The sequence below is a fragment of the Siccibacter turicensis LMG 23730 genome, from assembly GCF_000463155.2.
In the GTDB taxonomy this organism is placed as follows: Bacteria; Pseudomonadota; Gammaproteobacteria; order Enterobacterales; family Enterobacteriaceae; genus Siccibacter; species Siccibacter turicensis.
Genome location: NZ_AWFZ01000030.1, coordinates 442,161 through 466,625, shown reverse-complemented (window position 1 = coordinate 466,625; position 24,465 = coordinate 442,161). Strand labels below are relative to the sequence as shown.

Annotated in this window: 25 protein-coding genes; 15 read left to right on the top strand and 10 right to left on the bottom strand. The window is 58.9% G+C overall.

Going from position 1 to position 24,465, the window contains the following annotated elements:
* Nucleotides 1–1,199, top strand: a 1,199-nt coding sequence (locus DW58_RS11780; protein WP_235810696.1) for an MFS family transporter, incomplete at its 5' end; no start/stop codon positions are given.
* On the opposite strand, the gene DW58_RS11775 is transcribed toward DW58_RS11780, so the two are convergent.
* The 5 genes from DW58_RS11775 to trxC form a co-directional block, all read right to left on the bottom strand.
* Complete coding sequence (locus DW58_RS11775; protein WP_024550665.1) at nucleotides 1,196–1,519, bottom strand: YfiM family lipoprotein; 324 nt, start codon at nucleotides 1,517–1,519, stop codon at nucleotides 1,196–1,198. The genes DW58_RS11780 and DW58_RS11775 overlap by 4 nt on opposite strands.
* Before the next feature lie 43 nt (nucleotides 1,520–1,562).
* Entirely contained in the window at nucleotides 1,563–2,918 is a 1,356-nt protein-coding gene (gene pssA, locus DW58_RS11770) for a CDP-diacylglycerol--serine O-phosphatidyltransferase (protein WP_024550666.1), read from the bottom strand.
* A gap of 114 nt (nucleotides 2,919–3,032) precedes the next feature.
* A complete protein-coding gene (locus tag DW58_RS11765) occupies nucleotides 3,033–5,693 on the bottom strand; it encodes a bifunctional acetate--CoA ligase family protein/GNAT family N-acetyltransferase (protein ID WP_024562424.1) in 2,661 nt (886 codons plus the stop codon).
* A 35-nt stretch (nucleotides 5,694–5,728) separates the two neighbouring features.
* A complete protein-coding gene (locus tag DW58_RS11760) occupies nucleotides 5,729–6,430 on the bottom strand; it encodes a tRNA-uridine aminocarboxypropyltransferase (RefSeq protein ID WP_024548823.1) in 702 nt (233 codons plus the stop codon).
* Between the two features lie 67 nt (nucleotides 6,431–6,497).
* Entirely contained in the window at nucleotides 6,498–6,917 is a 420-nt protein-coding gene (gene trxC, locus DW58_RS11755; protein WP_024548822.1) for a thioredoxin TrxC, read from the bottom strand.
* Nucleotides 6,918–7,114: 197 nt separating this feature from the next.
* On the opposite strand from trxC, the gene DW58_RS11750 reads away from it, so the two are divergent.
* The gene (locus DW58_RS11750; RefSeq protein WP_024548821.1) at nucleotides 7,115–8,164 is read left to right on the top strand and encodes a tRNA/rRNA methyltransferase; all 1,050 of its coding nucleotides are present in this window, start codon (nucleotides 7,115–7,117) and stop codon (nucleotides 8,162–8,164) included.
* Between the two features lie 40 nt (nucleotides 8,165–8,204).
* On the opposite strand, the gene ung is transcribed toward DW58_RS11750, so the two are convergent.
* The gene (gene ung / locus DW58_RS11745) at nucleotides 8,205–8,888 is read right to left on the bottom strand and encodes a uracil-DNA glycosylase (protein WP_024548820.1); all 684 of its coding nucleotides are present in this window, start codon (nucleotides 8,886–8,888) and stop codon (nucleotides 8,205–8,207) included.
* A gap of 314 nt (nucleotides 8,889–9,202) precedes the next feature.
* Here ung and grcA point away from each other — a divergent pair, with 314 nt between their 5' ends.
* Nucleotides 9,203–9,586 carry an autonomous glycyl radical cofactor GrcA gene (gene grcA / locus DW58_RS11740; RefSeq protein WP_024548819.1) on the top strand — a complete coding sequence of 128 codons (384 nt, stop codon included), beginning with the start codon at nucleotides 9,203–9,205 and terminating at the stop codon, nucleotides 9,584–9,586.
* Nucleotides 9,587–9,633: 47 nt separating this feature from the next.
* Here the strand turns inward: grcA and srmB are convergent, their stop codons facing one another.
* Nucleotides 9,634–10,968, bottom strand: a complete 1,335-nt coding sequence (gene srmB, locus DW58_RS11735; RefSeq protein WP_024549682.1) for an ATP-dependent RNA helicase SrmB — start codon at nucleotides 10,966–10,968, stop codon at nucleotides 9,634–9,636.
* A gap of 130 nt (nucleotides 10,969–11,098) precedes the next feature.
* Here srmB and trmN point away from each other — a divergent pair, with 130 nt between their 5' ends.
* Entirely contained in the window at nucleotides 11,099–11,836 is a 738-nt protein-coding gene (trmN, locus tag DW58_RS11730) for a tRNA(1)(Val) (adenine(37)-N(6))-methyltransferase TrmN (protein ID WP_024549683.1), read from the top strand.
* Here trmN and nadB read toward each other — a convergent pair.
* Nucleotides 11,821–13,440, bottom strand: a complete 1,620-nt coding sequence (nadB, locus tag DW58_RS11725; protein ID WP_024549684.1) for an L-aspartate oxidase — start codon at nucleotides 13,438–13,440, stop codon at nucleotides 11,821–11,823. The genes trmN and nadB overlap by 16 nt on opposite strands.
* A 384-nt stretch (nucleotides 13,441–13,824) precedes the next feature.
* Between nadB and rpoE the strand changes: the two genes are divergently transcribed.
* The 11 genes from rpoE (at nucleotide 13,825) to acpS (ending at nucleotide 23,292) form a co-directional block, all read left to right on the top strand.
* Complete coding sequence (rpoE, locus tag DW58_RS11720) at nucleotides 13,825–14,400, top strand: RNA polymerase sigma factor RpoE (protein ID WP_024549685.1); 576 nt, start codon at nucleotides 13,825–13,827, stop codon at nucleotides 14,398–14,400.
* A 31-nt stretch (nucleotides 14,401–14,431) separates the two neighbouring features.
* On the top strand, nucleotides 14,432–15,073 hold the full coding sequence (rseA, locus tag DW58_RS11715) for an anti-sigma-E factor RseA (RefSeq protein ID WP_024549686.1): 642 nt from the start codon (nucleotides 14,432–14,434) through the stop codon (nucleotides 15,071–15,073).
* Nucleotides 15,073–16,026: a sigma-E factor regulatory protein RseB gene (rseB, locus tag DW58_RS11710; RefSeq protein ID WP_024549687.1), complete on the top strand. Its 954-nt coding sequence runs from the start codon at nucleotides 15,073–15,075 to the stop codon at nucleotides 16,024–16,026. The genes rseA and rseB overlap by 1 nt, the downstream gene beginning before the upstream one ends.
* Nucleotides 16,023–16,502, top strand: coding sequence for a SoxR-reducing system protein RseC (rseC, locus tag DW58_RS11705; RefSeq protein ID WP_024549688.1), 480 nt, complete (start codon nucleotides 16,023–16,025; stop codon nucleotides 16,500–16,502). The genes rseB and rseC overlap by 4 nt, the downstream gene beginning before the upstream one ends.
* Nucleotides 16,503–16,706: 204 nt before the next feature.
* Nucleotides 16,707–18,506 carry a translation elongation factor 4 gene (gene lepA, locus DW58_RS11700; RefSeq protein WP_024549689.1) on the top strand — a complete coding sequence of 600 codons (1,800 nt, stop codon included), beginning with the start codon at nucleotides 16,707–16,709 and terminating at the stop codon, nucleotides 18,504–18,506.
* Between the two features lie 13 nt (nucleotides 18,507–18,519).
* Complete coding sequence (lepB, locus tag DW58_RS11695) at nucleotides 18,520–19,494, top strand: signal peptidase I (protein ID WP_024549690.1); 975 nt, start codon at nucleotides 18,520–18,522, stop codon at nucleotides 19,492–19,494.
* 280 nt (nucleotides 19,495–19,774) lie between these two features.
* Nucleotides 19,775–20,455: a ribonuclease III gene (gene rnc / locus DW58_RS11690; protein ID WP_024549691.1), complete on the top strand. Its 681-nt coding sequence runs from the start codon at nucleotides 19,775–19,777 to the stop codon at nucleotides 20,453–20,455.
* Nucleotides 20,452–21,363: a GTPase Era gene (era, locus tag DW58_RS11685; RefSeq protein ID WP_024549692.1), complete on the top strand. Its 912-nt coding sequence runs from the start codon at nucleotides 20,452–20,454 to the stop codon at nucleotides 21,361–21,363. Before rnc ends, era begins: the two co-directional genes overlap by 4 nt.
* 11 nt (nucleotides 21,364–21,374) lie before the next feature.
* Nucleotides 21,375–22,091: a DNA repair protein RecO gene (gene recO, locus DW58_RS11680; protein ID WP_024549693.1), complete on the top strand. Its 717-nt coding sequence runs from the start codon at nucleotides 21,375–21,377 to the stop codon at nucleotides 22,089–22,091.
* Between the two features lie 89 nt (nucleotides 22,092–22,180).
* Nucleotides 22,181–22,912, top strand: coding sequence for a pyridoxine 5'-phosphate synthase (gene pdxJ, locus DW58_RS11675; protein WP_024549694.1), 732 nt, complete (start codon nucleotides 22,181–22,183; stop codon nucleotides 22,910–22,912).
* Nucleotides 22,912–23,292 (top strand): holo-ACP synthase, encoded by a 381-nt coding sequence (acpS, locus tag DW58_RS11670; RefSeq protein ID WP_024549695.1) that lies wholly within the window; start codon nucleotides 22,912–22,914, stop codon nucleotides 23,290–23,292. Before pdxJ ends, acpS begins: the two co-directional genes overlap by 1 nt.
* Here the strand turns inward: acpS and DW58_RS11665 are convergent.
* Both DW58_RS11665 and DW58_RS11660 read right to left on the bottom strand, forming a co-directional pair.
* The gene (locus DW58_RS11665) at nucleotides 23,289–23,549 is read right to left on the bottom strand and encodes a YfhL family 4Fe-4S dicluster ferredoxin (RefSeq protein WP_024549696.1); all 261 of its coding nucleotides are present in this window, start codon (nucleotides 23,547–23,549) and stop codon (nucleotides 23,289–23,291) included. The genes acpS and DW58_RS11665 overlap by 4 nt on opposite strands.
* A gap of 56 nt (nucleotides 23,550–23,605) precedes the next feature.
* The gene (locus DW58_RS11660; protein WP_024562425.1) at nucleotides 23,606–24,454 is read right to left on the bottom strand and encodes a MurR/RpiR family transcriptional regulator; all 849 of its coding nucleotides are present in this window, start codon (nucleotides 24,452–24,454) and stop codon (nucleotides 23,606–23,608) included.
* Between the last annotated feature and the right edge of the window lie 11 nt (nucleotides 24,455–24,465).

The window sequence follows — 24,465 nt, the reverse complement described above, 5'->3', positions numbered from 1 at the left end:
AGTGGTTCGACTTCTACGTATACTCGTTCTGCTCGCTCTATTTTGCCCACATCTTTTTCCCTTCCGGTAATCCCACCACCCAGCTGCTGCAAACCGCCGGTATCTTTGCCGCGGGCTTTCTGATGCGTCCGGTGGGCGGCTGGCTGTTTGGCTGGATCGCCGATAAGCACGGGCGTAAGACCTCGATGCTCATTTCAGTCTGCATGATGTGCTTTGGCTCACTGGTCATCGCCTGCTTGCCGGGGTATGCGCAAATCGGCACGCTGGCGCCGGTTCTGCTGCTGCTGGCCCGCCTGTTTCAGGGGCTGTCGGTGGGTGGGGAGTACGGTACCAGCGCCACCTATATGAGTGAAGTGGCCATCGAAGGACGTAAGGGATTTTTCGCGTCCTTCCAGTACGTCACGCTGATTGGCGGACAGCTGCTGGCTCTGATGACGGTGGTCATCCTTCAGCAGGTACTGGATGAGCAGGATCTCTATGCATGGGGATGGCGTATTCCGTTCGCCATCGGCGCGGTATTGGCGGTAGTTGCGCTGTGGCTTCGTCGTTCGCTGGAAGAGACCTCGCAAAAAGAGACGCGTGCGCTAAAAGAGGCGGGTTCGCTGAAGGGTCTGTGGCGTAACCGCAAAGCCTTTATCATGGTGCTGGGATTTACCGCCGGCGGCTCGCTGAGCTTCTACACCTTTACCACCTATATGCAGAAATACCTGGTCAATACCGCGGGTATGCATGCTAACACCGCCAGCGCCATCATGACCGGCGCGCTGTTTATCTTTATGCTGCTGCAGCCTTTTGTCGGCGCGCTCTCTGACCGCATTGGACGCCGAAGCTCAATGCTGTGCTTTGGCGCGCTGGCGGCGCTCTGTACCGTACCCATTCTCACCGCGCTGCAAAACGTCTCCTCGCCGTGGGCCGCGTTCGGGCTGGTGATGCTGGCGCTGGTGATTGTTAGCTTCTACACCTCTATCAGCGGGATCCTCAAAGCCGAAATGTTTCCGGCACAGGTTCGCGCGCTGGGCGTGGGGCTCTCCTACGCGGTGGCTAACGCCCTGTTCGGCGGCTCGGCAGAGTATGTGGCGCTGTGGCTGAAATCAACGGGATCGGAAACGGCTTTCTTCTGGTACGTCTCGGCGATGGGTGCGCTGGCGTTTGTGGTGTCGCTGATGCTGCACCGGCGTGGAAAAGGGATCGCGCTCTAATGGTGTGACAGCTGCCAGAGGGCGTAGCCGGTGGTTGCGCCCGCCACATCCCACGCCAGATCTTTCCAGCTCCAGCCGCTCCCCGCCGGGCGGCTGTCCCATAACTCTTTCGATACGCCCAGGCTGACAGCAAACATAAAGCCGAACGCCGCGCTGCGATCGCGGCTGATGCCCTGATGCTGCGCGACGTCGTTACCGGCGGCGGCCAGCATCGCAGAGCCAATAAAGTGCTGGGCTTTATCCTGACCGGACCAGGCGTCCTGCGCCTGATGGCTACAGCCGGTGAGCAATACTGCGAAAAGCAACCAGAGCGAGCGCATAGCTGTCTCCATAAAAAAGCCCTGCGAACAGGGCTGAGGAATATCAGAGGATGCGGCTTATCAGCCGGTCGATGCGGATACGACGCAGACGGCGAATCAGCTTGCGCACTTTCACCGGATATTCAGAGATGCTCTGCAGATCGCGGTAGTGCTTCACCACGGTGGTGTAGGTGCGGATAAGCTCAAGCTCACGGTCGCGCTTCTCGGTAAGCTCATGCTGCGGGTCGTGGATCAGCACCGCGTTTTCCAGATCGAGACGCCAGGCGCGCGGGTTGAGGTTATTCCCGGTCAGCAGCATCCACTCATCGTCCACCCACATGCCTTTCAGATGATAGGTGTTGTCATCGTCCTTCCACAGGCGCACCACAAGCTGCCCGCTGCTGACGTAATACTGCAGACGGCTCAGGAAGCGGCGTAGGTTGATCTCGTAGAGATACGGCAGCGCACCGATGATCTTGAACGGCTGATCTTCCGGGATGTAGAAATCGTTAGCGGTTTTGTCGCCGACGATAATCTCGACCTGCTTCCCGCTGCGCAGCAGATGAATAATGTTACGCACCAGCACGGCAGGGAGGTTGAAGTAGGGTGTACAGATCGTCAGCTTCTGCTCAGCGCAGGGCATCAGATGGAAAATGGCTTTATTGAGCGGGCTGGATTTGCCGAGACCGACCAGCGGTGTCACCGACAGCTCCGTATTGTCCGCATCGCCCTGATAGTTGAAAACGGCGCTGCGCAGTTCATGACGGAACATGCGGATATCGTTTTTAATTTCTGGGCTTTTCGGGCGATGGGCATCATCAAGGCGGTTGACCGCACGCCCCTGAATCAGGTTCTGCTGAACCCAGGTGTACATTACGTCTGCCAGGCGCGGGTTGCGGATCAGCTGGTAGCGATCGTAGCGGTATTTATCATGCTGGTGCAGATAGACATCGTTGAGGCTGGCGCCGCTGTAAAAGACGCTGTCATCGATGATAAAGCCCTTAAAGTGCAGCACGCCCAGCGCTTCACGGGTGTTCACCGGTACGCCATACACCGGGATGCTGACATCCGGGTTCTCCTGCGCTACACGGGTATACCAGTCGGCATTGGTATTGGCGGCCTCAGCACCGATACGCCCACGCTGCGCGCGGTGCCAGTCGACCAGCACGCAGACATCCAGTTCAGGACGCTGACGCTTAGCGTCATACAGTGCGGTAAGTACGCCCTTACCACCATCATCCTGCTCCAGATAGAGCGCCACCACGCAAATGCGCTGGGTGGCACCGGCGATTTTCTCAAGCAGCGTTTCCCGGAACGTCGCCGGTGAGTAGTAGAACGCTACATCGTCAGCAGACTGAGAAAGCTTCGGTAGTTGGGCAAGGTGTTGTTGATGTTTATTGCGTTTAAATTTTGACAACATCACAGTGCATATCTTCTCTATACGATAGACGGTCTTCTGTTCGGTACAGATGACAGAAGCGGAGGATAATACCACTACTGCCAGGGAATGTGGTCAACATTTCCAGTACCTTACTTACAGAACCGCGGGTGGTAAAAGCGGTAAAGTCAGGCCGACGATTCCATCTTCAAGCTGAACATCTACCTGAAAACCGAGTTTTCGCGCCAGAGCGACCATTCCCTGGTTACCCGGCATGGTAATACCGTTGAGGCGCGCAATGCCGTGCTCGCGGGTATAAGCAATCAGCTTTTCCAGCAGGCGCCTGCCCAGACCCAGTCCTTTGAGATCGGAGCGCACCAGCACGGCAAATTCAGCGTCGCTGTTATCGGGATCCGAAATCGCGCGGGTCACGCCGACGATCTCCTCTTCCGGTCCGGGGTTACGTACCGCAACGAACGCCATCTCCCGATCGTAGTCGATCTGGGTCATATTGGCTAAATCCTCATGGGTAAATTCATTGATCTCGCTAAAATAACGGTAATAAAGATCTTCTTTTGTCACCCGATCGATAAAGCGGCGCAGCTGCGGTTCGTCCTCCGGCAAAATGGGGCGGAACAGGCAGCGCGCGCCGTTTTTCATCTCTATCCACTCCTCAAACTGATGAGGATAGGGGCGAATGGCCAGCCGGGTTTCCGGGTCGCCCTGCCAGGGGCTTATCTGCAGCGTGACATCCAGGGCGATAAACTCGCTGCCGGTCGCCAGCAGAGGGTGAATGTCGAGCCGGTTGATCTCCGGGCAGTCCACCACCAGGTTGGATACCTGCACCAGAACCTGACTCAGGCCGGCGATATCCAGCGGGCGCAGTGCGCTTCGGGCGCGGATTTTGCCGCGTTTGATGGCCTGGATTATCAGGTAGCGGGCAAGGTTCATGTTGAGCGGCGGCAGCGCAACAGCGGCGGCATTCTGGGTATCCCATTCGGTCCCCCCTTCGCCGAGCAGAATAAGCGGCCCGAACAGCGGATCGTGTTCGACGGCAATACGCAGCTCCTGCGCCCCGGCACGATTGGCCATACTCTGGACCAGCAGGCCATGGATTCGGGCCTGGGGCAGGGTCATTCTGACGCGATCGAAAATGGCGGTTGCCGCCTGGTGTACCTCTGCCGCGGTGCGCAGGTAGAGCATTACCCCCTGCACGTCTGACTTATGCGGAATATCCGGCGAGCGCAGCTTCAGCGCCACCGGATAACCAATTTGTTCGGCGATATGCACCGCCTCGCTGCTGTCGCTGGCAATCCAGGTGGGCAGCGTCTGCAGGCCATAGGCTGCAAGCACAGGGCGCACCTCATGGGTGTCGAGCGCCACCGCGCCTTCGCGCAGCGCCTGCTGCAACAGCCGGTGCGCATCCCCGGTGTTGGCCGTCAGATTCGGCGGCAGGGCGGGCGTCTCACGCAGCTGCTTCTGGTTGCGGCGATACTCCACCATATGCATAAACGCGGTGATGGTGCCTTCGGGGGTGCGGTAGGTGGGAATGCCGGCATCGCTGAACAGACGGCGCGCCTCCTGAGAAGAGTGCTCCCCGCACCAGTTGGTCAGCAGCGTGACGTACTTTCCGCGCGGATGGCGCGCGACCGCGTCAATCAGCGCTCTGGCGCTGTCGCTGCCTGGCGCGGCGGCGCTGGGGGAGTGGATAACCATTAACGCATCCACATCCTGGCTGTTGAGCAGCACGCTCACCGCCTGCTGATAGCGCTGGGCCGTGGCGTCGTCCAGCAGATCCAGCGGATTGCCCGGCGTGACGCTGCCGGGCAGCTGCGCCTGCAGTTCCGCGAGCGTCTCTTCGCTGAGCGTAGCCAGCTTGCCGTTGCGCCGCCACAGCTGGTCGAGCGCCAGGGCCGCAGGCGCCGCGCCGTTGCTGACGATCATCACCCGCTCGCCGCGCAGCGGGCGCATATGGCTCAGGGTTTCCACCGCCGAGAAGAGTTCATGGGTGTCCTCCACGCGCAGCAGACCGGCGCGCTGAATAGCCGCATCCCAGGCCTGATCGGACCCGGGATCGGCTTTTAACAGGCGTTGCGCTCCGGGGCTTCGGCCGCTTTTAATCACCAGGATCGGTTTGTTGCGCGATGCGCTGCGCGCGGCGGAAACAAAGCGGCGCGCATCACGCAGATGTTCGAGGTAAAGGAGGATGGCAGTGGTTTTGCTGTCCCGGGCCAGATAATCCAGCAGCTCGTCGACGCCGATATCCAGGCTGTCGCCCAGCGCGATAAAGTAGGAGAAACCCATCTCACGCTGCTGCGCCCAGTCGAGAATGGTGTTGGACACCGCTGCTGACTGCGAGATAAACGCCAGCTTGCCTTTGCGGATCGGGACCGGCGAAAAGCTGGCATTCAGCCCCTGCCACGGCGCCAGCAGTCCGAGACTGTTCGGCCCCAGCAGGCGCATGTTCCAGCGACTGGCGCACTCCAGCAGGGCGGCGTGCTGATCAGGGGAGGCGGAGAGGATAATGCAGGTTTTGCAGCCCTTTTCACCCAGCGCATCCAGCAGCGCCAGGTTGCGCGTGGCGTGAGTGCAGAGCACCGCCAGGTCAGGCGTAAAGGGCAGGCTGGCAATATCCGGCCAGGCCAGCACCCCGCACACGGCTTTCCAGGCGGGGGTGACCGGCAGTACCGGGCCGCTGAACCCCCCGGCCAGCAGGTTGCGCATCATCAGATAGCCCGCGCGGTCTGGCTTCATGGATGCACCGATGACGGCGATAGACCGCGGACGTAGCAGCGCTTCCAGCCCTCGTTGGCTCATGGGTATTCTCCGTTACGCGAAGTGACCCAATGATTTTAAACGTTTTCCGTCGCGCCTGCTGTGACACTGCCCGAATGCTGGGTTTTACCCGCCAGATAGCGCTGACGAAACCGCGTGAAGTGATCGCTTAAGCCCTGCGCCGCGGCGGTATCGCCCGCCAGATCGAGCAGGGCGATGGCCACTTCGGCGGTGCAATATTGCCCCTCAACCTGGGCTTCACGCAGCTGATAAGCGGAGACCCGCGACAGATCCACCGACATCACCGGCAGCCTGTCGAGCCACGGGCTTTTGCGGAACATCTTGCGCGCTTCGGTCCAGGTGCCATCCAGCATAATAAACAGCACCGGCTTACCGCTCAGGGGCGGCGCGGTGAGCACCGTGCGCCCGGCATCCGCATAGGAAGCAGGGAAAACCACTACCGGCTGGTAATCCTCACTGGCGACCAGCTCCAGCAGCGCCTGCGGCGGTGCGGTGCGTGACCACTGGAAAGCGGTGGTGGTGGGAAGAATATCGGCAATTAACCGCCCGGTGTTGCTCGGCTTCATGGGCTCGGTGTCGAACATCACCAGACAGAAGTGACTGCGCGCGCTAACGGGCGTCAGCGTGGCGCACAGGCACTGTTTTAACGGGAGCAGGCAGCGCTGGCAGCGGCGAATGCGGTTGCCGCGGGCAAGAAACGGGCGGGTGGCACGGGCCAGACGCTCAGCCCGCAGGCGGAGAACGGCGTTTTCAGTCATGGGGAGAGGCCTGGAAAAACCGCCATTTTCGCAGAGGTACGGGCAGGGTACAAGCCTGCCCGGCAGGTTACAGCGACTCGTTCAGCCAGCTGTCGAAGGGGGCTTTTGGCATCGCGCCATTCAGCATGTCCACCACCTCACCGTTTTTGAAAATCATGATGGTGGGGATACTGCGGATGCGGAAACGGGCGCTCAGTTCGCGCTCAGCTTCGGTGTTCACTTTGACGAAGCGAACCTTACCGCTACGCTCTTCCGCCACGTCTTCAAAGATCGGCGCAAAGTTACGGCACGGACCACACCACGGGGCCCAGAAGTCGACCACGACCGGCAGGTCGTCTTTCAGTAACGCATCCAGCGTGGCGCCGGTCGCGTTGATGACATCGCCATCAAACAGTTCGTGACCGCAGCGCCCACATTTAGCGCCATCGTTGATGCGATCTTCCGGAATGCGGTTAAGGGACTGGCAGGCGGTACAGACGGTATTCATAGATAACCTCAGGACAGGTTCGTCGGTTTTACCGGGAATGTTTCATAGATGTTAAGCATTATCATTCCCTCAAATAATTACGACAACCCGATTTATCCAATGAGTACAATAGATGTTAGCTTTTAAGAGAAGATCATGGCTAAGCGCCAGGACATCGGGTAATCTTCGCGCTTCGCGCAGCGCTGGTGGAGAAAAGCATGAACGATGATTTAAAAGGTAAGAGCGGTAAGGTCCGCGTAATGTATGTCCGCGGAGACGATAACGCCGATAAACGGTCTGAAAATCCCCGCACCGGGAAAGGTGGCAGCCGCGCAAAAGGCTCCTCCCGCGCTGAAGGTGGCCGCCGCGGCCCCCGCGATGAAAACCGCAGCCGTGACGCCGGTCGCGGTCAACGCGAAGAGGGTTCGTCACCGTGGCGCACCGTGTCCCGACCGCCGCGTGAGGACGTCGCGCAGGATGCCGGAACCGACGCTCCTTTACCCAAAGGCTATGTCGATCCGGAAGTTATCCGCAAACAGCGTGCTGAAGAAGCGCGCGTCTACGGTGAGAACGCCTGTCAGGCGCTGTTCATGAGCCGTCCGGACGCCATTGTCCGTGCCTGGTTCGTTCAGAGCGTGACCCCACGTTTTAAAGAAGCGCTGCGCTGGATGGCCGCCAACCGCAAAGCCTATCACGTGGTTGAGGACGCCGACCTGGTGAAAGCCTCCGGCACCGAACATCACGGCGGCGTGTGCTTCATCATTAAAAAACGCAACGGCATCAGCGTGTCCCAGTGGCTCAGCAAAGCCAGTGACACCGACTGCGTGCTGGCGCTGGAAGACGTTGGCAACCCGCACAACCTGGGCGCCATCGTGCGCAGCTGCGCGCATTTCGGCGTGAAGGGCGTTGTGGTGCAGGATGCCGGTCTGCTGGAGTCCGGTGCGGCGATCCGTACCGCTGAAGGCGGCGCTGAGCACGTCGAAGCCATTACCGGCGACAGCTTCCAGGCCTCGCTCGACGCGTTCCGCGACGCGGGCTATGCGATTGTCACCACCTCCAGCCATAAAGGCACGCCGCTGTTTTCAGCCACGCTGCCGAAGAAAATGGTGCTGGTGCTTGGTCAGGAAAAAGAGGGCGTGTCAGACGCGACCTTCGCCGGGGCGGATCTCAATATCGCCATTGACGGCACCGGTAAGGTAGAGAGCCTTAACGTGTCGGTCGCGACCGGGATTCTGCTTGCCGAGTGGTGGCGACAGCGCCTCAGCTAAGCAAAAAAAGCCAGCGCAACGCTGGCTTTTTTTATGGTCGCTACGCCTCGGGCAGCACCGGCTGCCAGTCGATGGGCTTCTCGCCGTGTTCAGTCAGCCAGGCATTGGCCTTAACGAAGTGGTCGCAGCCGAAGAAGCCGCGATGGGCGGAAAGCGGAGAGGGGTGTGGCGCGCGCAGCACGCAGTGCTTATCGGTATCGATAATCGCCCCTTTCTTCTGCGCATGAGAGCCCCACAGCAGGAAAACCACCCCTTCACGATGCTCGTTAATCAAGGCGATCACCTTATCGGTAAAGGTTTCCCAGCCGAGGCTGGCATGGGAGTGGGCCTGTCCCGCCCGCACCGTCAGCACGGTGTTCAGCAGCAGCACACCCTGACGCGCCCAGCTCTCCAGATAGCCATGTGACGGGCGCTCGAACCCCTCGACGGAGTTTTGCAGCTCCTTGTACATATTTACCAGCGACGGTGGCGGGGCAATGCCCGGACGCACCGAAAACGCCAGCCCGTGCGCCTGGCCCGGCCCGTGATAGGGGTCCTGGCCCAGGATCACTACCTTCACGTCCCCTAGTTCGGTAAAGCGAAACGCGTTGAACACGTCCTTCTGAGGCGGATAGATGGTGGTGCCGGCATCGCGCTCGGCGGCGACGGTTTGCAGCGTCTGCTGAAAATAGGGTTTCTGTTTTTCCTCGGCCAGCACATCATGCCAGGTCAGGTGGCTTGTCATCTCGCTCTCCTGCGATGGTTATCTCCCGCTAGCTTAACGCCTTATCCATGAAGAACAACCGTCGGCAACCGCTAACGGCATATTTCTCAAAAACGGTTGAAAAGTAACACTTTTATTTACGCAGCGGCAAAGCGAAAAATTTGATGCTAAACAATAATTTGACCCTATAGCCCTTCGCGGCATGTGGATTTTATTGATTTTGGTCAAAGAATTGACCGTCGCTGGCTGGTATATAAACAGGATAGCAACAATGGTTTTACCAATTAGCCAGAGAAGGCTAGTCAATCACCGACTCATCGCCCGGGAGGCATACAATGATTACAGGTATCCAGATCACTAAAGCAGCAAACGACGCGTTACTGAACTCCTTCTGGCTGCTGGACAACGAAAAAGGCGAAGCGCGCTGCCTGTGTGCAAAAGGCGGTTTTGCTGAAGATGACGTTGTACCGGTTGCTGAACTGGGACAGATTGAATATCGCGAAATCCCGATGGAAGTGAAACCGGAAGTGCGTGTGGAAGGCGGGCAGCACCTGAACGTCAACGTGCTGCGTCGTGAAACGCTGGAAGACGCGGTGAAACACCCGGAAAAATACCCGCAGCTGACCATTCGCGTTTCAGGCTACGCGGTGCGCTTTAACTCGCTGACGCCGGAACAGCAGCGCGACGTTATCGCTCGTACCTTTACCGAAAGCCTGTAATCACAGGCGAAAAAAAACGGCGGGATATCCCGCCGTTTTTTATTGGTTTACTCGCCCTTTTCCGGCGAGCTCGCCGCGGCGGCAGAAGGCTTGCGGCGTTTGCCGATGTTCTTCTTATCGCGATGACGCACTTTGACGCGCGGCTTCTCTTTATCTTTCTCTTTCTTCTTCTCTTCGCGTTTCGCCAGCACTTTCTTGGACGGCTTGCCGGTGAGCTTTTCACTCGGCGCACGGCTGGTGGGACGCAGCTCGTCAATCACGCGTGCTTTAAGCGGTTCGCTCAGGTAGCGGCCCACTTTCAGCAGCAGCAGGTGATCGTGCGCTTCCACCAGTGAAATCGCCGTACCTTTACGTCCCGCACGGCCGGTACGCCCGATACGGTGCAGGTAGGTATCGCTGGTGCGAGGCATGTCGAAGTTGAAGACGTGGCTGACATCGGGAATATCAATCCCGCGCGCGGCGACGTCGGTGGCGACCAGCACGTTAACCCGGCCATCGGTCAGACGTTTGATGGCTTCGTTACGCTTGTTCTGCACCATCTCACCTTCGAGATAGCAGTTGTTGATGCCCGCTTCACGCAGCCAGGTTGCCAGCTCGTGCACTCGCTCGCGCTTACGGACAAACACGATAGAGCGCGTGGCGTCCGGCTGCTGCAGCAAATGGATAAGCAGCGCTTTTTTATGCTCGATATCATCGGCACGGTAGTACCACTGGTTAATCTTTTTGCGCTCGCGCACGGACGGCGAGGCGGAGACCTCAACCGGATCCTCCAGCAGCCGTTTGGCGAAGTCGGTGACGACTTCACTCTCAAGCGTGGCGGAGAACAGCATGGTCTGCTTGCGCCAGCGGGTTTCACCGGCGATGGTTTCGATATCCTGAGCAAAGCCCATGTCGAGCATACGGTCGGCTTCGTCGAGGATCAGCGTCTCAACGGCGCGGCAGTCGAAGTTCTCTTCTTTGATGTACTGCAGCAGGCGACCGGTGGTAGCCACCACGATATCCTGGTTTTCGCTAAATACTTCCGCATGGTTCATGTATGCGACACCGCCGGTAATGGTGGCGATATCGAGGTGCGTATGGGCTGACAGCTCGCGAGCGTGTTCGGCAACCTGCATCGCCAGTTCACGGGTCGGGGTCAGGATCAGGATACGCGGCGGTCCTGATTTCTTACGCGGAAAATCGATCAAATGCTGCAACGCGGGCAGCAGGTACGCTGCCGTTTTACCGGTGCCTGTCGGTGCAGAGCCCAGAACGTCACGGCCTTCCAGCGCGGGCGGGATAGCCTCGGCCTGAATGGCGGTGGGGCGGGTGAAACCCTTATCCTGGAGCGCATCCAGCAGGCTATCGTCGAGATCGAGTTCGGAAAAAGTCGTTACAGTCATGTTCTACCTCAGTGTGGGCCGCCGATTATAGACCTTCAGGCTGTAATGTTCATCTGTTTGTATGGTTATGGCTTTTAAGCCGTCTCGCTTTGGCCTATGCTAAACCGGATTTCTGATAAGGTCGTAGACGATGTCCCAGCCAAAATCCCCGTTACGCCGCGATGGTTTTACCTTCAAACAGTTCTTTGTCGCTCACGATCGCTGCGCCATGAAAGTGGGGACCGACGGCATCCTGCTTGGCGCCTGGGCGCCGGTCGCCCGGGTGAAGCGTATTCTTGATATCGGCACCGGCAGCGGACTGCTGGCACTGATGCTGGCGCAACGCACCGCTGATGACGTGTACATTGATGCGGTTGAGCTTGATCCGCAGGCCGCACAGCAGGCGATGGAAAACTTTCAGGCATCGCCCTGGCGGCAGCGCATCACCCTGCACACGGCGGATATTCAGAGCTGGGCGCAGCAGCAAACCCAGCGCTACGAGCTTATCGTCAGCAACCCGCCTTACTATCCTCAGGGCGTGGAGTGCGCCACGCCGGAACGGCAACAGGCGCGCTATACCACTACGCTCGATCATAGCGCATTACTGCACGCTGCCGCACAGTGCATTACCGAAGAGGGATTTTTTTGCGTGGTGCTGCCCGAGTCTGAAGGCACGGCCTTTACGCAAAAGGCGCTGGATATGGGCTGGCATCAACGGCTGCGCACTGACATTGCCGAAACCGACGCCCGGCTGCCGCACCGGGTGTTGCTGGCCTTTTCGCCGCGTGCCGGAGAGATGTTTAGCGACCGGCTGGCGATCCGCGGGCCAGACCAGCGTTATTCAGACGCCTACTGCGGCCTGACCCAGGCATTCTACCTCTTTATGTAGTGCGGCGGTGCCAGCACTGACGGGCCGGCGTCTTCGGCCATCTCCGGGTAGTCGAGCGTAAAGTGCAGCCCGCGGCTCTCTTTACGCATCATGGCGCAACGGACGATCAGCTCCGCCACCTGAACCAGGTTTCGCAACTCCAGCAGGTTATTCGAGACACGGAAATGGGCGTAGTACTCGTCGATCTCCTGTTGCAGCATGGTGATGCGCCGCAGGGCGCGCTCAAGTCGCCGTGTAGTACGGACAATGCCCACGTAGTCCCACATAAACAGCCGCAGCTCGTGCCAGTTATGCTGAATCACCACGCGCTCATCGGGATCGTCGACCCGGCTTTCATCCCAGGCCGGCAAGGCGTGGTACATCGGGGTCTCGGGCAGGCGAGCGCGAATATCTTCCGCCGCGGACCAGCCGTACACCAGACACTCCAGCAGCGAGTTAGACGCCATGCGGTTCGCGCCGTGTAAACCGGTGCACGACACCTCCCCGATGGCATACAGCCCCTCGACGTCGGTACGCCCGTGATCGTCCACCATGACGCCACCGCAGGTGTAGTGCGCCGCCGGTACAATCGGCACCGGGTCGGTGGTGAGATCGATCCCAAGCGTCAGCAGCTTCTCGTAGATGGTCGGGAAGTGGTGGCGAATGAAGTCGGGCGACTTATGCGCAATGGTAAGGTACATGCAGTCGGCACCGAGGCGTTTCATCTCGTGATCGATAGCGCGGGCCACGATATCGCGGGGCGCCAGCTCGGCACGGGGATCGACCTCAGGCATAAAGCGGCTGCCGTCAGGCCGAATAAGCCAGGCCCCTTCGCCGCGCAAGGCTTCCGTCAGCAGGAAATTACGCGCCTGCGGATGGTAAAGCGCGGTAGGGTGGAACTGGTTAAACTCCAGATTCGCCACGCGGCAGCCCGCGCGCCAGGCCATCGCAACGCCATCGCCCGACGCAACGTCCGGGTTAGTGGTGTACTGATACACCTTCGATGCGCCACCGGTCGCCAGCACCACCGCCTTCGCCCCGCAGGTTTCCACCTGTTCTTTATTACGGTTCCAGATCCAGGCACCGACCACATGGCGTGGCCCGTCAATGCCGATGCGATCGGAAAGGATCAGATCCACAGCGTTAAAGCGTTCGAGAATGCGGATGTTGGGGTGGCTGAGCGCCTGGCTGACCAGCGTGGTTTCCACCGCTTTTCCGGTCGCGTCAGCCGAATGCAGAATGCGGCGATGGCTGTGCCCGCCTTCGCGGGTCAGGTGGTAGCCCGCCTCGCCATTGGCCTGAATTTCGGTATCAAACATCACCCCCTGATCGATAAGCCACTGTACACAGTGACGCGCATTGGCGGCGACGAACTCAACTGCGTGGCGATCGCACAGGCCAGCCCCGGCGATTAAGGTGTCTTCCACGTGCGAGGCGATGCTGTCCGTCTCATCAAACACGGCGGCGATGCCGCCCTGGGCGTAAAAGGTTGCGCCTTCGCTGACCGGGCCTTTACTCAGCACAATAACGCGGGCAGATTCCGCGAGGCGCAGCGCCAGCGACAGTCCAGCAGCGCCGCTGCCAACGATGAGAACATCACAGCTAAAATCAGGTGCGGTAGTCATAGGTGTGTTTAATTTACTAAACAAGGTTCGGGCAGCATAGCACTGCATTTCGGAAACAGGGAGCGGTTTTTGCACACCAGGTTATAGTCACTAAACGCGTCGGCGCTAAATAAGCAGGGTAATTTTAAGAGATGAAATAATGCCGCGCTTGCGTTAACCTGCACGCGGTCGGCCTGTATCCTCTTTGCGAAACGCCGCCCTTTCACTGCAGCGGCACGTATAATGAATAGCGAGCGTCTGTTCAGGCTGAACAGTGTATAAAAACAATGGCGTAACGGAATTACCTGGACGATTCGTGGTCATAATCCTGCTCGCAACAGTAGCAGGGACGCGGAATCGGTCCGATTACGCGTGGAGATGAGTTTTGGGGAGACATTACCTCGGATGAGCGAGCAGTTAACGGATCAGGTTCTTGTAGAGCGGGTCCAGAAAGGCGATCAGAAATCGTTTAACTTACTGGTGATACGTTACCAGCATAAAGTGGCGAGCCTGGTTTCCCGCTATGTGCCCTCCGGGGATGTTCCTGATGTGGTACAAGAATCCTTCATTAAAGCCTATCGCGCGCTGGACTCTTTCCGGGGCGATAGCGCCTTTTACACCTGGCTTTATCGTATAGCGGTCAACACCGCAAAGAACTATCTGGTTGCTCAGGGACGCCGTCCCCCATCAAGCGATGTTGATGCTATTGATGCGGAAAATTTCGAAAGTGGCGGTGCATTGAAAGAAATTTCGAACCCTGAGAACTTAATGTTGTCTGAAGAACTGAAACAAATTGTTTTCCGCACCATCGAATCGCTTCCTGAAGATTTACGTATGGCGATTACGCTGCGTGAACTGGATGGCCTAAGCTATGAAGAGATAGCGGTCATCATGGACTGCCCGGTTGGTACGGTTCGTTCGCGTATTTTCCGTGCGCGTGAAGCAATTGACAATAAAGTTCAACCGCTTATCAGGCGTTGACGATAGCGGGATACTGGAAAAGGTATTAGGCATGCAGAAAGAACAACTTTCCGCTTTGATGGATGGTGAAACGGTTGACAGCACGCTGCTGGCGGAGCTGTCAAAAGACGCGTCGCTGCAGCAAACCTGGGAGCACTATCACCTGATTCGCGACACCATGCGCGGCGATACCAGCGACGTACTGCATTTCGATATCTCAGCGCGCGTGATGGCCGCTCTGGAAAACGAACCTGCGCACGGCGTGGCACCGTTAATTCCTGAAGCACAGCCGGAACCGGAGCGCTGGCAGAAAATGCCGTTCTGGCATAAAGTCCGTCCGTGGGCCAGCCAGCTGACCCAGATGGGTGTTGCTGCCTGCGTGTCGCTTGCCGTTATCGTAGGCGTACAGCAGTACAACACCCCAGGCGATGCCAGCGCGCAGCCCGAGACGCCGGTATTTAATACCTTACCGGTAATGGGTAAAGCCAGCCCGGTGAGCCTCGGCGTGCCGGCTGACAATCTCTCCGGTACCGCCCCGCAGCAGATGCAGGAGCAGCGTCGTCGCATTAATGCGATGCTGCAGGATTATGAACTGCAGCGCCGTCTGCATGCCGATCAAATCCAGTCGGATGAGACGCAGCAGGCCGCCGTTCAGGTCCCAGGAACCCAGACTTTAGGAACTCAATCGCAGTAATGAAGCAGCTTTGGTGCGCCATGTCCCTTATGGCTGGTACCCTGTTCCTCTCAACAAACGCCCTGGCTGATACTGCATCCGGGGCGTTGTTGCAGCAGATGAACGCGGCGAGCCAGTCCCTGAATTACGAGTTGGCTTTTATCAGCATCAACAAGCAGGGCGTTGAGTCGCTGCGCTATCGTCATGCGGTGCTGAACAACACGCCGCTTGCCCAGCTGTTGCAGATGGACGGGCCGCGCCGGGAAGTGGTGCAACGCGGCAGCGAAATCAGCTACTTCGAGCCTGGTCTTGAACCTTTCACGCTTACCGGCGAATACATCGTCGACTCGCTGCCGTCACTCGCCTATACCGACTTCAAACGCCTCGCGTCGTACTACGACTTTATTCCCGTGGGTCGCAACCGCATCGCCGATCGGCTGTGTGAGGTGATTCGCGTGGTGGCACGCGACGGTACGCGCTACAGCTATATCGCCTGGCTCGACAGCGAAACCCATCTCCCGCTCCGCGTCGACCTGCTCGATCGCGACGGTGAGACGCTGGAGCAGTTCCGGGTGATCGACTTTACCGTCAATCAGCAGGTGGAAAGCACCATGCAGAACCTCGCCAAAGCGAGTCTGCCGCCGCTGCTGTCGGTTCCGGCCTCGGAGCAGGTGAACTTCAACTGGGCGCCGACGTGGCTGCCGCAGGGCTTCAGCGAAGTGTCTAAAAGTCGTCGTCCGCTGCCGGGCGTAGAGCTGCCGATTGAATCCCGCCTCTACTCTGATGGACTGTTCAGCTTCTCGGTCAACATCAACCGCGCGACCAGCGGCAGTGCCGATCAGACGCTGCGCACCGGCCGGCGAACGGTGAACACCTCGGTGCGCAATAATGCCGAAATCACGGTGGTCGGCGAACTGCCGCCGCCAACCGCCAAGCGCATCGCTGACAGCATCAAATTTAAGGCAAGCCAATGATCAAAGAGTGGGCCACGGTCGTGTCGTGGGAAAATGGCGAAGCGCTCCTGAGCTGCGACGTAAAAGCTTCCTGCAACAGCTGTGCCTCACGGGCGGGCTGCGGTAGCCGCGTGCTGAACAAGCTCGGGCCGCAGAATGTCCATACTATCGCGGTCTCCAGTGCCCAGCCGCTGGTGCCGGGGCAGAAAGTCGAACTGGGCATTGCCGAACGCAGCCTGCTCAGCTCGGCGCTGCTGGTGTATATGGCACCGCTGGTTGGCCTGTTCATCATGGCCGGCCTGTTCCAGGCCCTGTTTGGCAGCGATCTGGCCGCCATGAGCGGGGCGCTGCTCGGTGGTACCGGCGGCTTTTTGCTGGCGCGTGGTCTCGGCGAAAAGCTGACGCGCCGTAACGAGTGGCAGCCGGTGATCATCAGCGTCGGTTTACCGCCCGATGCCGTACGCGTCGACACCTTTTCCGCGCAGGACGGCCGCTGATTTCGCCGTCTGCACCGCGTTACCGTCGACCTTCCGAATCTCACACTCCCTTCCGCGACCACGCGCGCTGGATGAGCATTTCCCCGCTTTCTGGTTGTAGTGTAGAATGCGGCGTTTCAGACCACAGACAGCCACAGACAGAAGGCTCGAACTGCGCGTTGCGCGAAGCCCTGAAGGCACACGTAAGGCATAAAAATCCAAAATATGAAGAACATACGTAACTTTTCCATTATTGCCCACATCGACCACGGTAAATCGACGCTGTCTGACCGCATTATTCAGATTTGCGGTGGCCTGACCGATCGCGAAATGGCGGCGCAGGTTCTCGACTCGATGGATCTGGAGCGCGAGCGTGGCATTACTATCAAAGCGCAGAGCGTAACGCTCGACTATAAAGCGGCTGACGGCGAAACCTACCAGCTTAACTTTATCGACACCCCTGGCCACGTTGACTTTTCCTATGAAGTTTCCCGCTCGCTTGCCGCCTGTGAAGGTGCGCTGCTGGTGGTGGATGCCGGGCAGGGCGTAGAAGCCCAGACCCTGGCGAACTGCTACACCGCGATGGAAATGGATCTGGAAGTGGTGCCGGTACTGAACAAAATTGACCTGCCTGCTGCCGATCCGGAGCGCGTGGCAGAAGAGATTGAAGACATCGTCGGCATTGACGCCACCGATGCGGTGCGCTGCTCGGCGAAAACCGGCGTGGGCGTACAGGACGTGCTGGAGCGCCTGGTGCGCGATATCCCTGCTCCGCAGGGCGATCCCGATGGCCCGCTGCAGGCGCTGATTATCGACTCCTGGTTCGATAACTACCTCGGCGTGGTGTCACTGATCCGCGTGAAGAACGGCACCCTGCGTAAAGGCGACAAAGTTAAAGTGATGAGCACCGGGCAGACGTACAACGCTGACCGTCTGGGCATCTTTACGCCGAAGCAGGTTGACCGCACCGAGCTGAAGTGCGGGGAAGTAGGCTGGCTGGTGTGTGCCATCAAAGATATCCTTGGCGCACCGGTGGGGGATACCCTGACGCTGGCGCGTAACCCGGCGGAAAAAGCGCTGCCGGGCTTCAAAAAGGTGAAACCGCAGGTTTATGCCGGTCTGTTCCCGATTAGCTCCGACGACTACGAAAACTTCCGCGATGCGCTTGGCAAGCTGAGCCTCAACGACGCCTCGCTGTTCTACGAGCCAGAAAGCTCCACCGCGCTGGGCTTCGGCTTCCGCTGTGGCTTCCTCGGCCTGCTGCACATGGAGATCATCCAGGAGCGTCTGGAGCGTGAATACGATCTCGACCTCATCACCACCGCACCGACGGTAGTGTATGAAGTGCAGACCACCAGTAAAGAGGTGGTGTACGTCGACAGCCCGTCGAAGCTGCCGCCGCTGAACAATATCGAAGAGTTGCGCGAGCCTATCGCTGAGTGTCATATGCTGCTGCCGCAGGAGTACCTGGGCAACGTGATGACGCTGTGCGTTGAGAAACGCGGCGTGCAGACCAACATGGTCTACCACGGCAACCAGGTGGCGCTGACCTATGAAATTCCGATGGCGGAAGTGGTGCTCGACTTCTTCGACCGCCTGAAGTCCACCTCCCGCGGCTATGCGTCGCTGGACTACAACTTCAAACGCTTCCAGGCCTCTAACATGGTGCGTGTGGACGTGCTGATCAACGGCGAGCGTGTGGATGCGCTGGCGCTGATCACCCATAACGACAACGCGCCGTATCGCGGTCGTGAGCTGGTGGAGAAGATGAAAGATCTGATCCCACGCCAGCAGTTCGATATCGCGATTCAGGCGGCCATCGGCAACCATATTATTGCCCGCTCTACCGTGAAACAGCTGCGTAAAAACGTACTGGCGAAGTGCTACGGTGGTGACGTAAGCCGTAAGAAGAAACTGTTGCAGAAACAGAAAGAAGGTAAGAAACGTATGAAGCAGGTCGGCAACGTCGAGCTGCCGCAGGAAGCGTTCCTCGCCATCTTACACGTCGGTAAAGACGGTAAATAATTAAGGAGTAGTCATGGCGAATCTGTTCGCGCTGATCCTGGTAATCGCGACGCTGGTGACGGGCATCCTGTGGTGCCTGGACAAATTTGTTTTCGCACCCAAACGTCGTGAGCGTCAGGCTGCGGCGCAGGCTGCCGCAGGCGGGGCGCTTGATGCGAATACCGTGAAGAAAGTCGGGCAGAAGCCCGGCTGGCTGGAAACCGGTGCCTCGGTCTTCCCGGTGCTGGCGCTGGTGCTGGTGGTGCGCTCGTTCATCTATGAGCCGTTCCAGATCCCGTCCGGCTCCATGATGCCGACGCTGCTGATCGGTGACTTCATCCTGGTGGAGAAGTTTGCCTACGGCATTAAGGATCCGCTGTACCAGAAAACGCTGATCGAAACCGGTCACCCGAAACGCGGCGACATTGCGGTATTCAAATACCCGAACGATCCGCGCGTGAACTACATCAAGCGCGTGGTGGGTCTGCCGGGGGATCGCGTCAGCTACGATCCGTTCAGCAAGCAGGTCACCATTGAGCCGAACTGTGCCTCAGGCCAGGCGTGTGAAAGCGCGTTGGCGGTGACTTACTCCGATGCGAAGCCGAGCGATTTCGTCCAGACCTTCAGCTTTGCCGGCGGCGTGGAGTCCAGCAAAGGCTTCTTTACCGTTCCGCAGGGCGAGAGCATGGAGCAGGGCGTACGTCTGGCACAGCGTGAAGAGACGCTGGGCGACGTTACGCACCGCATTCTGCTTAACCCGGAAGCGCAGGACAACGTGGGCGGCTATTTCCGCCAGAACCGTGGGCAGATTGCCAGCTGGATTGTACCGCCGGGCTATTACTTCATGATGGGTGATAATCGCGACAACAGCGCCGACAGCCGCTACTGGGGCTTCGTGCCGGAGCAAAACCTGGTGGGTAAAGCGACCGCTATCTGGATGAGTTTCGAGAAGCAGGAAGGCGAGTGGCCGACCGGTGTACGTCTGAACCGTATCGGTGGTATTCACTGATCGCCTGCCGCGTGACGTAACCCGCTACGCGTTACCTCCTCATTCCCGGCCACAGCCAGACGGCGTGGCCGGGAATTCCATAATATGCCTTTGCGCTTTTTAAAATTATTTAGAATATAAATATCGTCTGGCTAACGACATCCCCGGTAGTTCTGTATAGAATAATTTCCCGAAGTTTGGTTGGCCCCGAACAGGGTGCCACGGCACACGAAACAGCGTTGATCGTCATCAGGTCTGTTCCGTGTGCTGAATAGTTGACGCATTCATTAATTGGTATCGCATGAACCCCATCGTAATAAATCGGCTGCAGCGCAAGCTGGGCTACACTTTTCAACATCAGGAGTTGTTACAGCAGGCCTTGACCCATCGTAGCGCCAGCAGTAAACACAACGAACGACTTGAATTCCTGGGCGACTCCATTCTTAGCTACGTTATCGCAAACGCGCTTTATCATCGCTTTCCCCGCGTTGATGAAGGCGACATGAGCCGTATGCGCGCCACGCTGGTGCGCGGCAATACGCTGGCTGAGATTGCGCGTGAGTTTGAGTTAGGCGAATGCCTGCGCCTGGGGCCGGGTGAGCTGAAGAGCGGCGGTTTCCGTCGCGAGTCGATTCTCGCGGACACCGTGGAAGCCTTAATCGGCGGCGTGTTCCTCGACAGCGATATCAACACCGTTGAGCGCATGATCCTGAACTGGTATCAGACCCGTCTTGACGAGATCAGTCCTGGCGACAAGCAGAAAGATCCCAAGACCCGTCTGCAGGAATATTTACAGGGACGCCACTTGCCGTTGCCGTCCTATCTGGTGGTTCAGGTGCGTGGTGAAGCCCACGATCAGGAATTTACCATTCACTGCCAGGTGAGTGGCCTGGGTGAACCGGTGGTCGGCACGGGTTCCAGCCGCCGTAAAGCGGAGCAGGCAGCCGCTGAGCAGGCACTTAAAGAACTGGAGCTGGAATGAGCGACGAAAACGAAAAAAGCTATAGCGGGTTTATCGCCATTGTTGGCCGCCCGAACGTAGGGAAATCCACCCTGCTGAACAAACTGCTGGGGCAGAAAATCTCTATCACCTCCCGCAAAGCGCAGACCACCCGTCACCGCATTGTTGGTATCCATACTGAAGGCGCGTATCAGGCGATCTACGTCGATACGCCGGGCCTGCATATGGAAGAGAAGCGCGCCATTAACCGCCTGATGAACAAAGCCGCGAGCAGCTCAATCGCCGACGTTCAGCTGGTAATTTTTGTCGTGGAAGGCACGCGCTGGACCGCGGATGATGAAATGGTGCTGAACAAGCTGCGCGACAGCAAAGCGCCGGTGATTCTGGCGGTTAACAAAGTCGATAACGTGCAGGAGAAAGCGGACCTGCTGCCGCACCTGCAGTTCCTCGGCGCGCAGATGAACTTCCTGGATATCGTGCCGCTTTCGGCTGAGACCGGCGTGAACGTCGATACCATCGCGTCTATCGTGCGCAAGCACCTTCCGGAGTCCGAGCACCACTTCCCGGAAGACTACATTACCGATCGCTCCCAGCGCTTCATGGCCTCGGAAATCATCCGTGAGAAGCTGATGCGCTTCCTGGGTGCCGAACTGCCTTACTCCGTGACCGTGGAAATCGAGCGTTTCCAGACTAACGAGCGCGGCGGGTACGACATCAACGGGCTGATTCTGGTTGAGCGCGAAGGCCAGAAGAAGATGGTGATCGGCAATAAAGGCGACAAAATCAAAACCATCGGTATTGAAGCCCGCAGGGACATGGAAGAGCTGTTCGACACCAAAGTCTATCTTGAGCTGTGGGTGAAGGTGAAATCCGGCTGGGCTGACGACGAGCGCGCCCTGCGCAGTCTCGGCTACGGCGAAGAACGCTAGGATCGAGCCTGATGGAAGGGTGGCAACGCGCCTTCGTGCTGCACAGTCGCCCCTGGAGCGAAACCAGCCTGATGCTCGATCTCTTCACCGAAGAGTCGGGCCGGGTTCGTCTGATAGCCAAAGGCGCCCGCGCTAAGCGCTCCAGCCTTAAAGGCACCTTACAGCCCTTCACACCGTTGCTGGTGCGTTTCGGCGGGCGCGGGGAGATAAAAACCCTGCGCAGCGCCGAAGCGGTTTCCCTCGCCTTACCCCTGACCGGCACCGCGCTCTACAGCGGCCTGTACGTCAACGAACTCATCGCCCGGGTGCTGGAACCCGAAACCCGCTTCTCCGAACTCTTCTTCGATTACCTGCACTGTATCCAGGCGCTGGCGGGCGCAACCGGCTCGCCGGAACCTGCGCTGCGCCGTTTCGAACTGGCGCTGCTGGGGCATCTGGGATACGGGGTCGATTTCCTGCACTGCGCCGGCAGCGGAGACGAGGTCGCCGATGACATGACCTACCGCTATCGGGAAGAGAAGGGCTTTATCGCCAGTCTGGTTATCGACAATGCCACCTTTACCGGCAGCCAGCTCCGGGCGCTCGCCAGCCGAGAGTTTCCCGATGCAGACCGGCTGCGCGCTGCCAAGCGCTTTACCCGCATCGCGCTGAAACCCTATCTGGGCGGCAGGCCGCTTAAGAGCCGGGAGCTGTTCCGTCAGTTTGTGCCAAAAAAGGCGTCGCCGTAGTCAGCGTTTAAGGCAAACGTGTACACTACGGGCGGCGGTAGCCCACCGATAAGCCTCTCAGAAGGCAACGTTTACTTACGAGGATAGTCATGGCTGAATTGCTGTTAGGCGTTAATATCGACCACATTGCCACGCTGCGTAACGCCCGTGGAACCGCGTATCCCGACCCGGTTCAGGCCGCGTTTATCGCCGAGCAGGCCGGGGCGGACGGCATCACCGTTCACCTGCGCGAAGACCGTCGCCACATCACCGATCGCGACGTGCGCGTGCTGCGCCAGACCCTCGATACCCGCATGAACCTTGAAATGGCCGTGACCGACGAGATGCTGGCCATCGCCTGTGAAGTCAAACCCCATTTTTGCTGCCTGGTGCCAGAGAAACGTCAGGAAGTGACCACCGAAGGCGGCCTCGATGTGGCAGGGCAGCGCGATAAAATGCGCGCCGCCTGTCAGCGTCTGGCCGATGCCGGCATTCTGGTGTCGCTGTTTATCGATGCTGACCATGGCCAGATTGACGCCGCGGTTGAGGTGGGGGCGCCCTATATCGAAATTCACACCGGCTGTTACGCCGACGCCGTTGACGAAGCCTCCCGCGCCCGCGAGCTGGCGCGTATCGCCGAGGCGGCGACCTATGCCGCCAGCAAAGGGCTGAAGGTGAACGCCGGGCATGGCCTGACCTACCATAACGTGCAGGCCATCGCCGCGCTGCCGGAGATGCACGAGCTGAATATTGGCCACGCCATCATCGGCCGTGCGGTGATGAGCGGCCTGAAGGAAGCCGTGTCGGAAATGAAGCGTCTGATGCAGGAAGCCCGCCGCTAATGGCTATTCTCGGCTTAGGCACCGATATCGTGGAGATCGCCCGCATTGAAGGGGTGATCTCCCGCTCCGGCGACCGCCTGGCGCAGCGCGTGCTCAGCGAAAGCGAATGGGCGCAGTATCAGGCGCATCAGCAGCCGGTGCGTTTCCTTGCCAAGCGTTTTGCAGTGAAAGAGGCCGCGGCCAAAGCCTTCGGCACCGGGATCCGCAACGGCCTGGCGTTCAATCAGTTTGAAGTGTACAACGATGCCCTCGGCAAACCGCGCCTGCGGTTGCGCGATGAGGCTGAGCGACTGGCCGCCAGAATGGGCGTTACCTCGGTGCACGTGACGCTGGCCGACGAGCGGCACTACGCCTGCGCGACGGTGATTATCGAAGGTTAGATCTTATCGGCGTGGTGCAGCAGGACGAACTTGTCCCACAGCTGCTCGTCACTTTCGACGCGCGCCGGATCCTTCAGAATGGTATTAGGGATAGGGCAGACTTTCTGGCAGGTGGGGGTCTCATAATGCCCCACGCACTCGGTGCAGCGATCCGCATTGATCTCGTAGATGTTCTCTCCCATGGAGATCGCCTCGTTAGGGCACTCCGGCTCGCACATATCGCAGTTAATGCATTTTTTTGTGATAAGTAACGCCATCGGGACAGTCTCAGAAACAACACAAACAGGGCGGGCATTATACGCCCATTCCCCCATCAGACCAGTTTTTTTACCAGCGCCTCGCTCTGACGGATCCGCTCCGGCGCGTGCTCCAGATCCTGCTGCACCAACGCCATAAACAGCAGATCGGCCAGCATCATCTGGGCGCTGGAGGAGGAGATTGCCGCGCTGCGCGTTGCCTGCTCCTCGGCGATGGTATAAAGGCAGTGCGTTGCGCGCTGCTGCAGGGCGTTCGGCGTAAAGCCGGTGATCGCCAGCACCTTCGCACCGGCCCGCAGCGCTTCGTCGGCGGCGAGATTGATCTCCCGGCGCTCGCCGGAGTAGGAGATCGCCAGCAGCACATCCTGCGACTCCATCGCCTGCACGGTGGCCAGCAGGGCGTGCATATCCAGCTCCGCCACGGCGCTCAGGCCAATCTTCATCAGCTTCCACGAAAAGTTTTTCGCCACCAGCCCCGAGGCGCCAATGCCGGTAATCACGATACGACGGGCGTTACGCAGCATCATCACGCTGGTCAGCAGCTTCTCTTCGCTGTTGATATCCAGCGACGCCAGCATCGCGGCGTAGTTATCCTGAATCAGCTTCTCGCCCACCAGCCGCAGAGGATCGTCACCGAGGATCTGGTTATGTACCGGCACCGAGTGCGGCGTGGGCGAGCTGGCCAGCGCTTCGCTGATTGCCAGCTTCAGCGCCGGAAATCCTTTGAAGCCAAGCTTCTGCGAAAATTTCACCACGCTCGACTGGCTCACGCCCGCCTCAACCGCCAGCTGCTGGGAGCTGAGATGGCGTGCGGCATCCGGGTTATCCAGGATGTAGTCCGCCAGTTTTCTGTCACTCTGCGCCAGCACCGGATAGCGCTGACGAATACGGATAAGGCAATTCACGGATCGCTCCC

Excerpts from the sequence above, each read along its gene's own strand:
- DW58_RS11775 (WP_024550665.1), bottom strand. The coding sequence starts at position 1,519 with ATGCGCTCGCTCTGGTTGCTTTTCGCAGTATTGCTCACCGGCTGTAGC.
- pssA (WP_024550666.1), bottom strand. The coding sequence starts at position 2,918 with ATGTTGTCAAAATTTAAACGCAATAAACATCAACAACACCTTGCCCAA.
- DW58_RS11765 (WP_024562424.1), bottom strand. The coding sequence starts at position 5,693 with ATGAGCCAACGAGGGCTGGAAGCGCTGCTACGTCCGCGGTCTATCGCC.
- DW58_RS11760 (WP_024548823.1), bottom strand. The coding sequence starts at position 6,430 with ATGACTGAAAACGCCGTTCTCCGCCTGCGGGCTGAGCGTCTGGCCCGT.
- trxC (WP_024548822.1), bottom strand. The coding sequence starts at position 6,917 with ATGAATACCGTCTGTACCGCCTGCCAGTCCCTTAACCGCATTCCGGAA.
- DW58_RS11750 (WP_024548821.1), top strand. The coding sequence starts at position 7,115 with ATGAACGATGATTTAAAAGGTAAGAGCGGTAAGGTCCGCGTAATGTAT.
- ung (WP_024548820.1), bottom strand. The coding sequence starts at position 8,888 with ATGACAAGCCACCTGACCTGGCATGATGTGCTGGCCGAGGAAAAACAG.
- grcA (WP_024548819.1), top strand. The coding sequence starts at position 9,203 with ATGATTACAGGTATCCAGATCACTAAAGCAGCAAACGACGCGTTACTG.
- srmB (WP_024549682.1), bottom strand. The coding sequence starts at position 10,968 with ATGACTGTAACGACTTTTTCCGAACTCGATCTCGACGATAGCCTGCTG.
- trmN (WP_024549683.1), top strand. The coding sequence starts at position 11,099 with ATGTCCCAGCCAAAATCCCCGTTACGCCGCGATGGTTTTACCTTCAAA.
- nadB (WP_024549684.1), bottom strand. The coding sequence starts at position 13,440 with ATGACTACCGCACCTGATTTTAGCTGTGATGTTCTCATCGTTGGCAGC.
- rpoE (WP_024549685.1), top strand. The coding sequence starts at position 13,825 with ATGAGCGAGCAGTTAACGGATCAGGTTCTTGTAGAGCGGGTCCAGAAA.
- rseA (WP_024549686.1), top strand. The coding sequence starts at position 14,432 with ATGCAGAAAGAACAACTTTCCGCTTTGATGGATGGTGAAACGGTTGAC.
- rseB (WP_024549687.1), top strand. The coding sequence starts at position 15,073 with ATGAAGCAGCTTTGGTGCGCCATGTCCCTTATGGCTGGTACCCTGTTC.
- rseC (WP_024549688.1), top strand. The coding sequence starts at position 16,023 with ATGATCAAAGAGTGGGCCACGGTCGTGTCGTGGGAAAATGGCGAAGCG.
- lepA (WP_024549689.1), top strand. The coding sequence starts at position 16,707 with ATGAAGAACATACGTAACTTTTCCATTATTGCCCACATCGACCACGGT.
- lepB (WP_024549690.1), top strand. The coding sequence starts at position 18,520 with ATGGCGAATCTGTTCGCGCTGATCCTGGTAATCGCGACGCTGGTGACG.
- rnc (WP_024549691.1), top strand. The coding sequence starts at position 19,775 with ATGAACCCCATCGTAATAAATCGGCTGCAGCGCAAGCTGGGCTACACT.
- era (WP_024549692.1), top strand. The coding sequence starts at position 20,452 with ATGAGCGACGAAAACGAAAAAAGCTATAGCGGGTTTATCGCCATTGTT.
- recO (WP_024549693.1), top strand. The coding sequence starts at position 21,375 with ATGGAAGGGTGGCAACGCGCCTTCGTGCTGCACAGTCGCCCCTGGAGC.
- pdxJ (WP_024549694.1), top strand. The coding sequence starts at position 22,181 with ATGGCTGAATTGCTGTTAGGCGTTAATATCGACCACATTGCCACGCTG.
- acpS (WP_024549695.1), top strand. The coding sequence starts at position 22,912 with ATGGCTATTCTCGGCTTAGGCACCGATATCGTGGAGATCGCCCGCATT.
- DW58_RS11665 (WP_024549696.1), bottom strand. The coding sequence starts at position 23,549 with ATGGCGTTACTTATCACAAAAAAATGCATTAACTGCGATATGTGCGAG.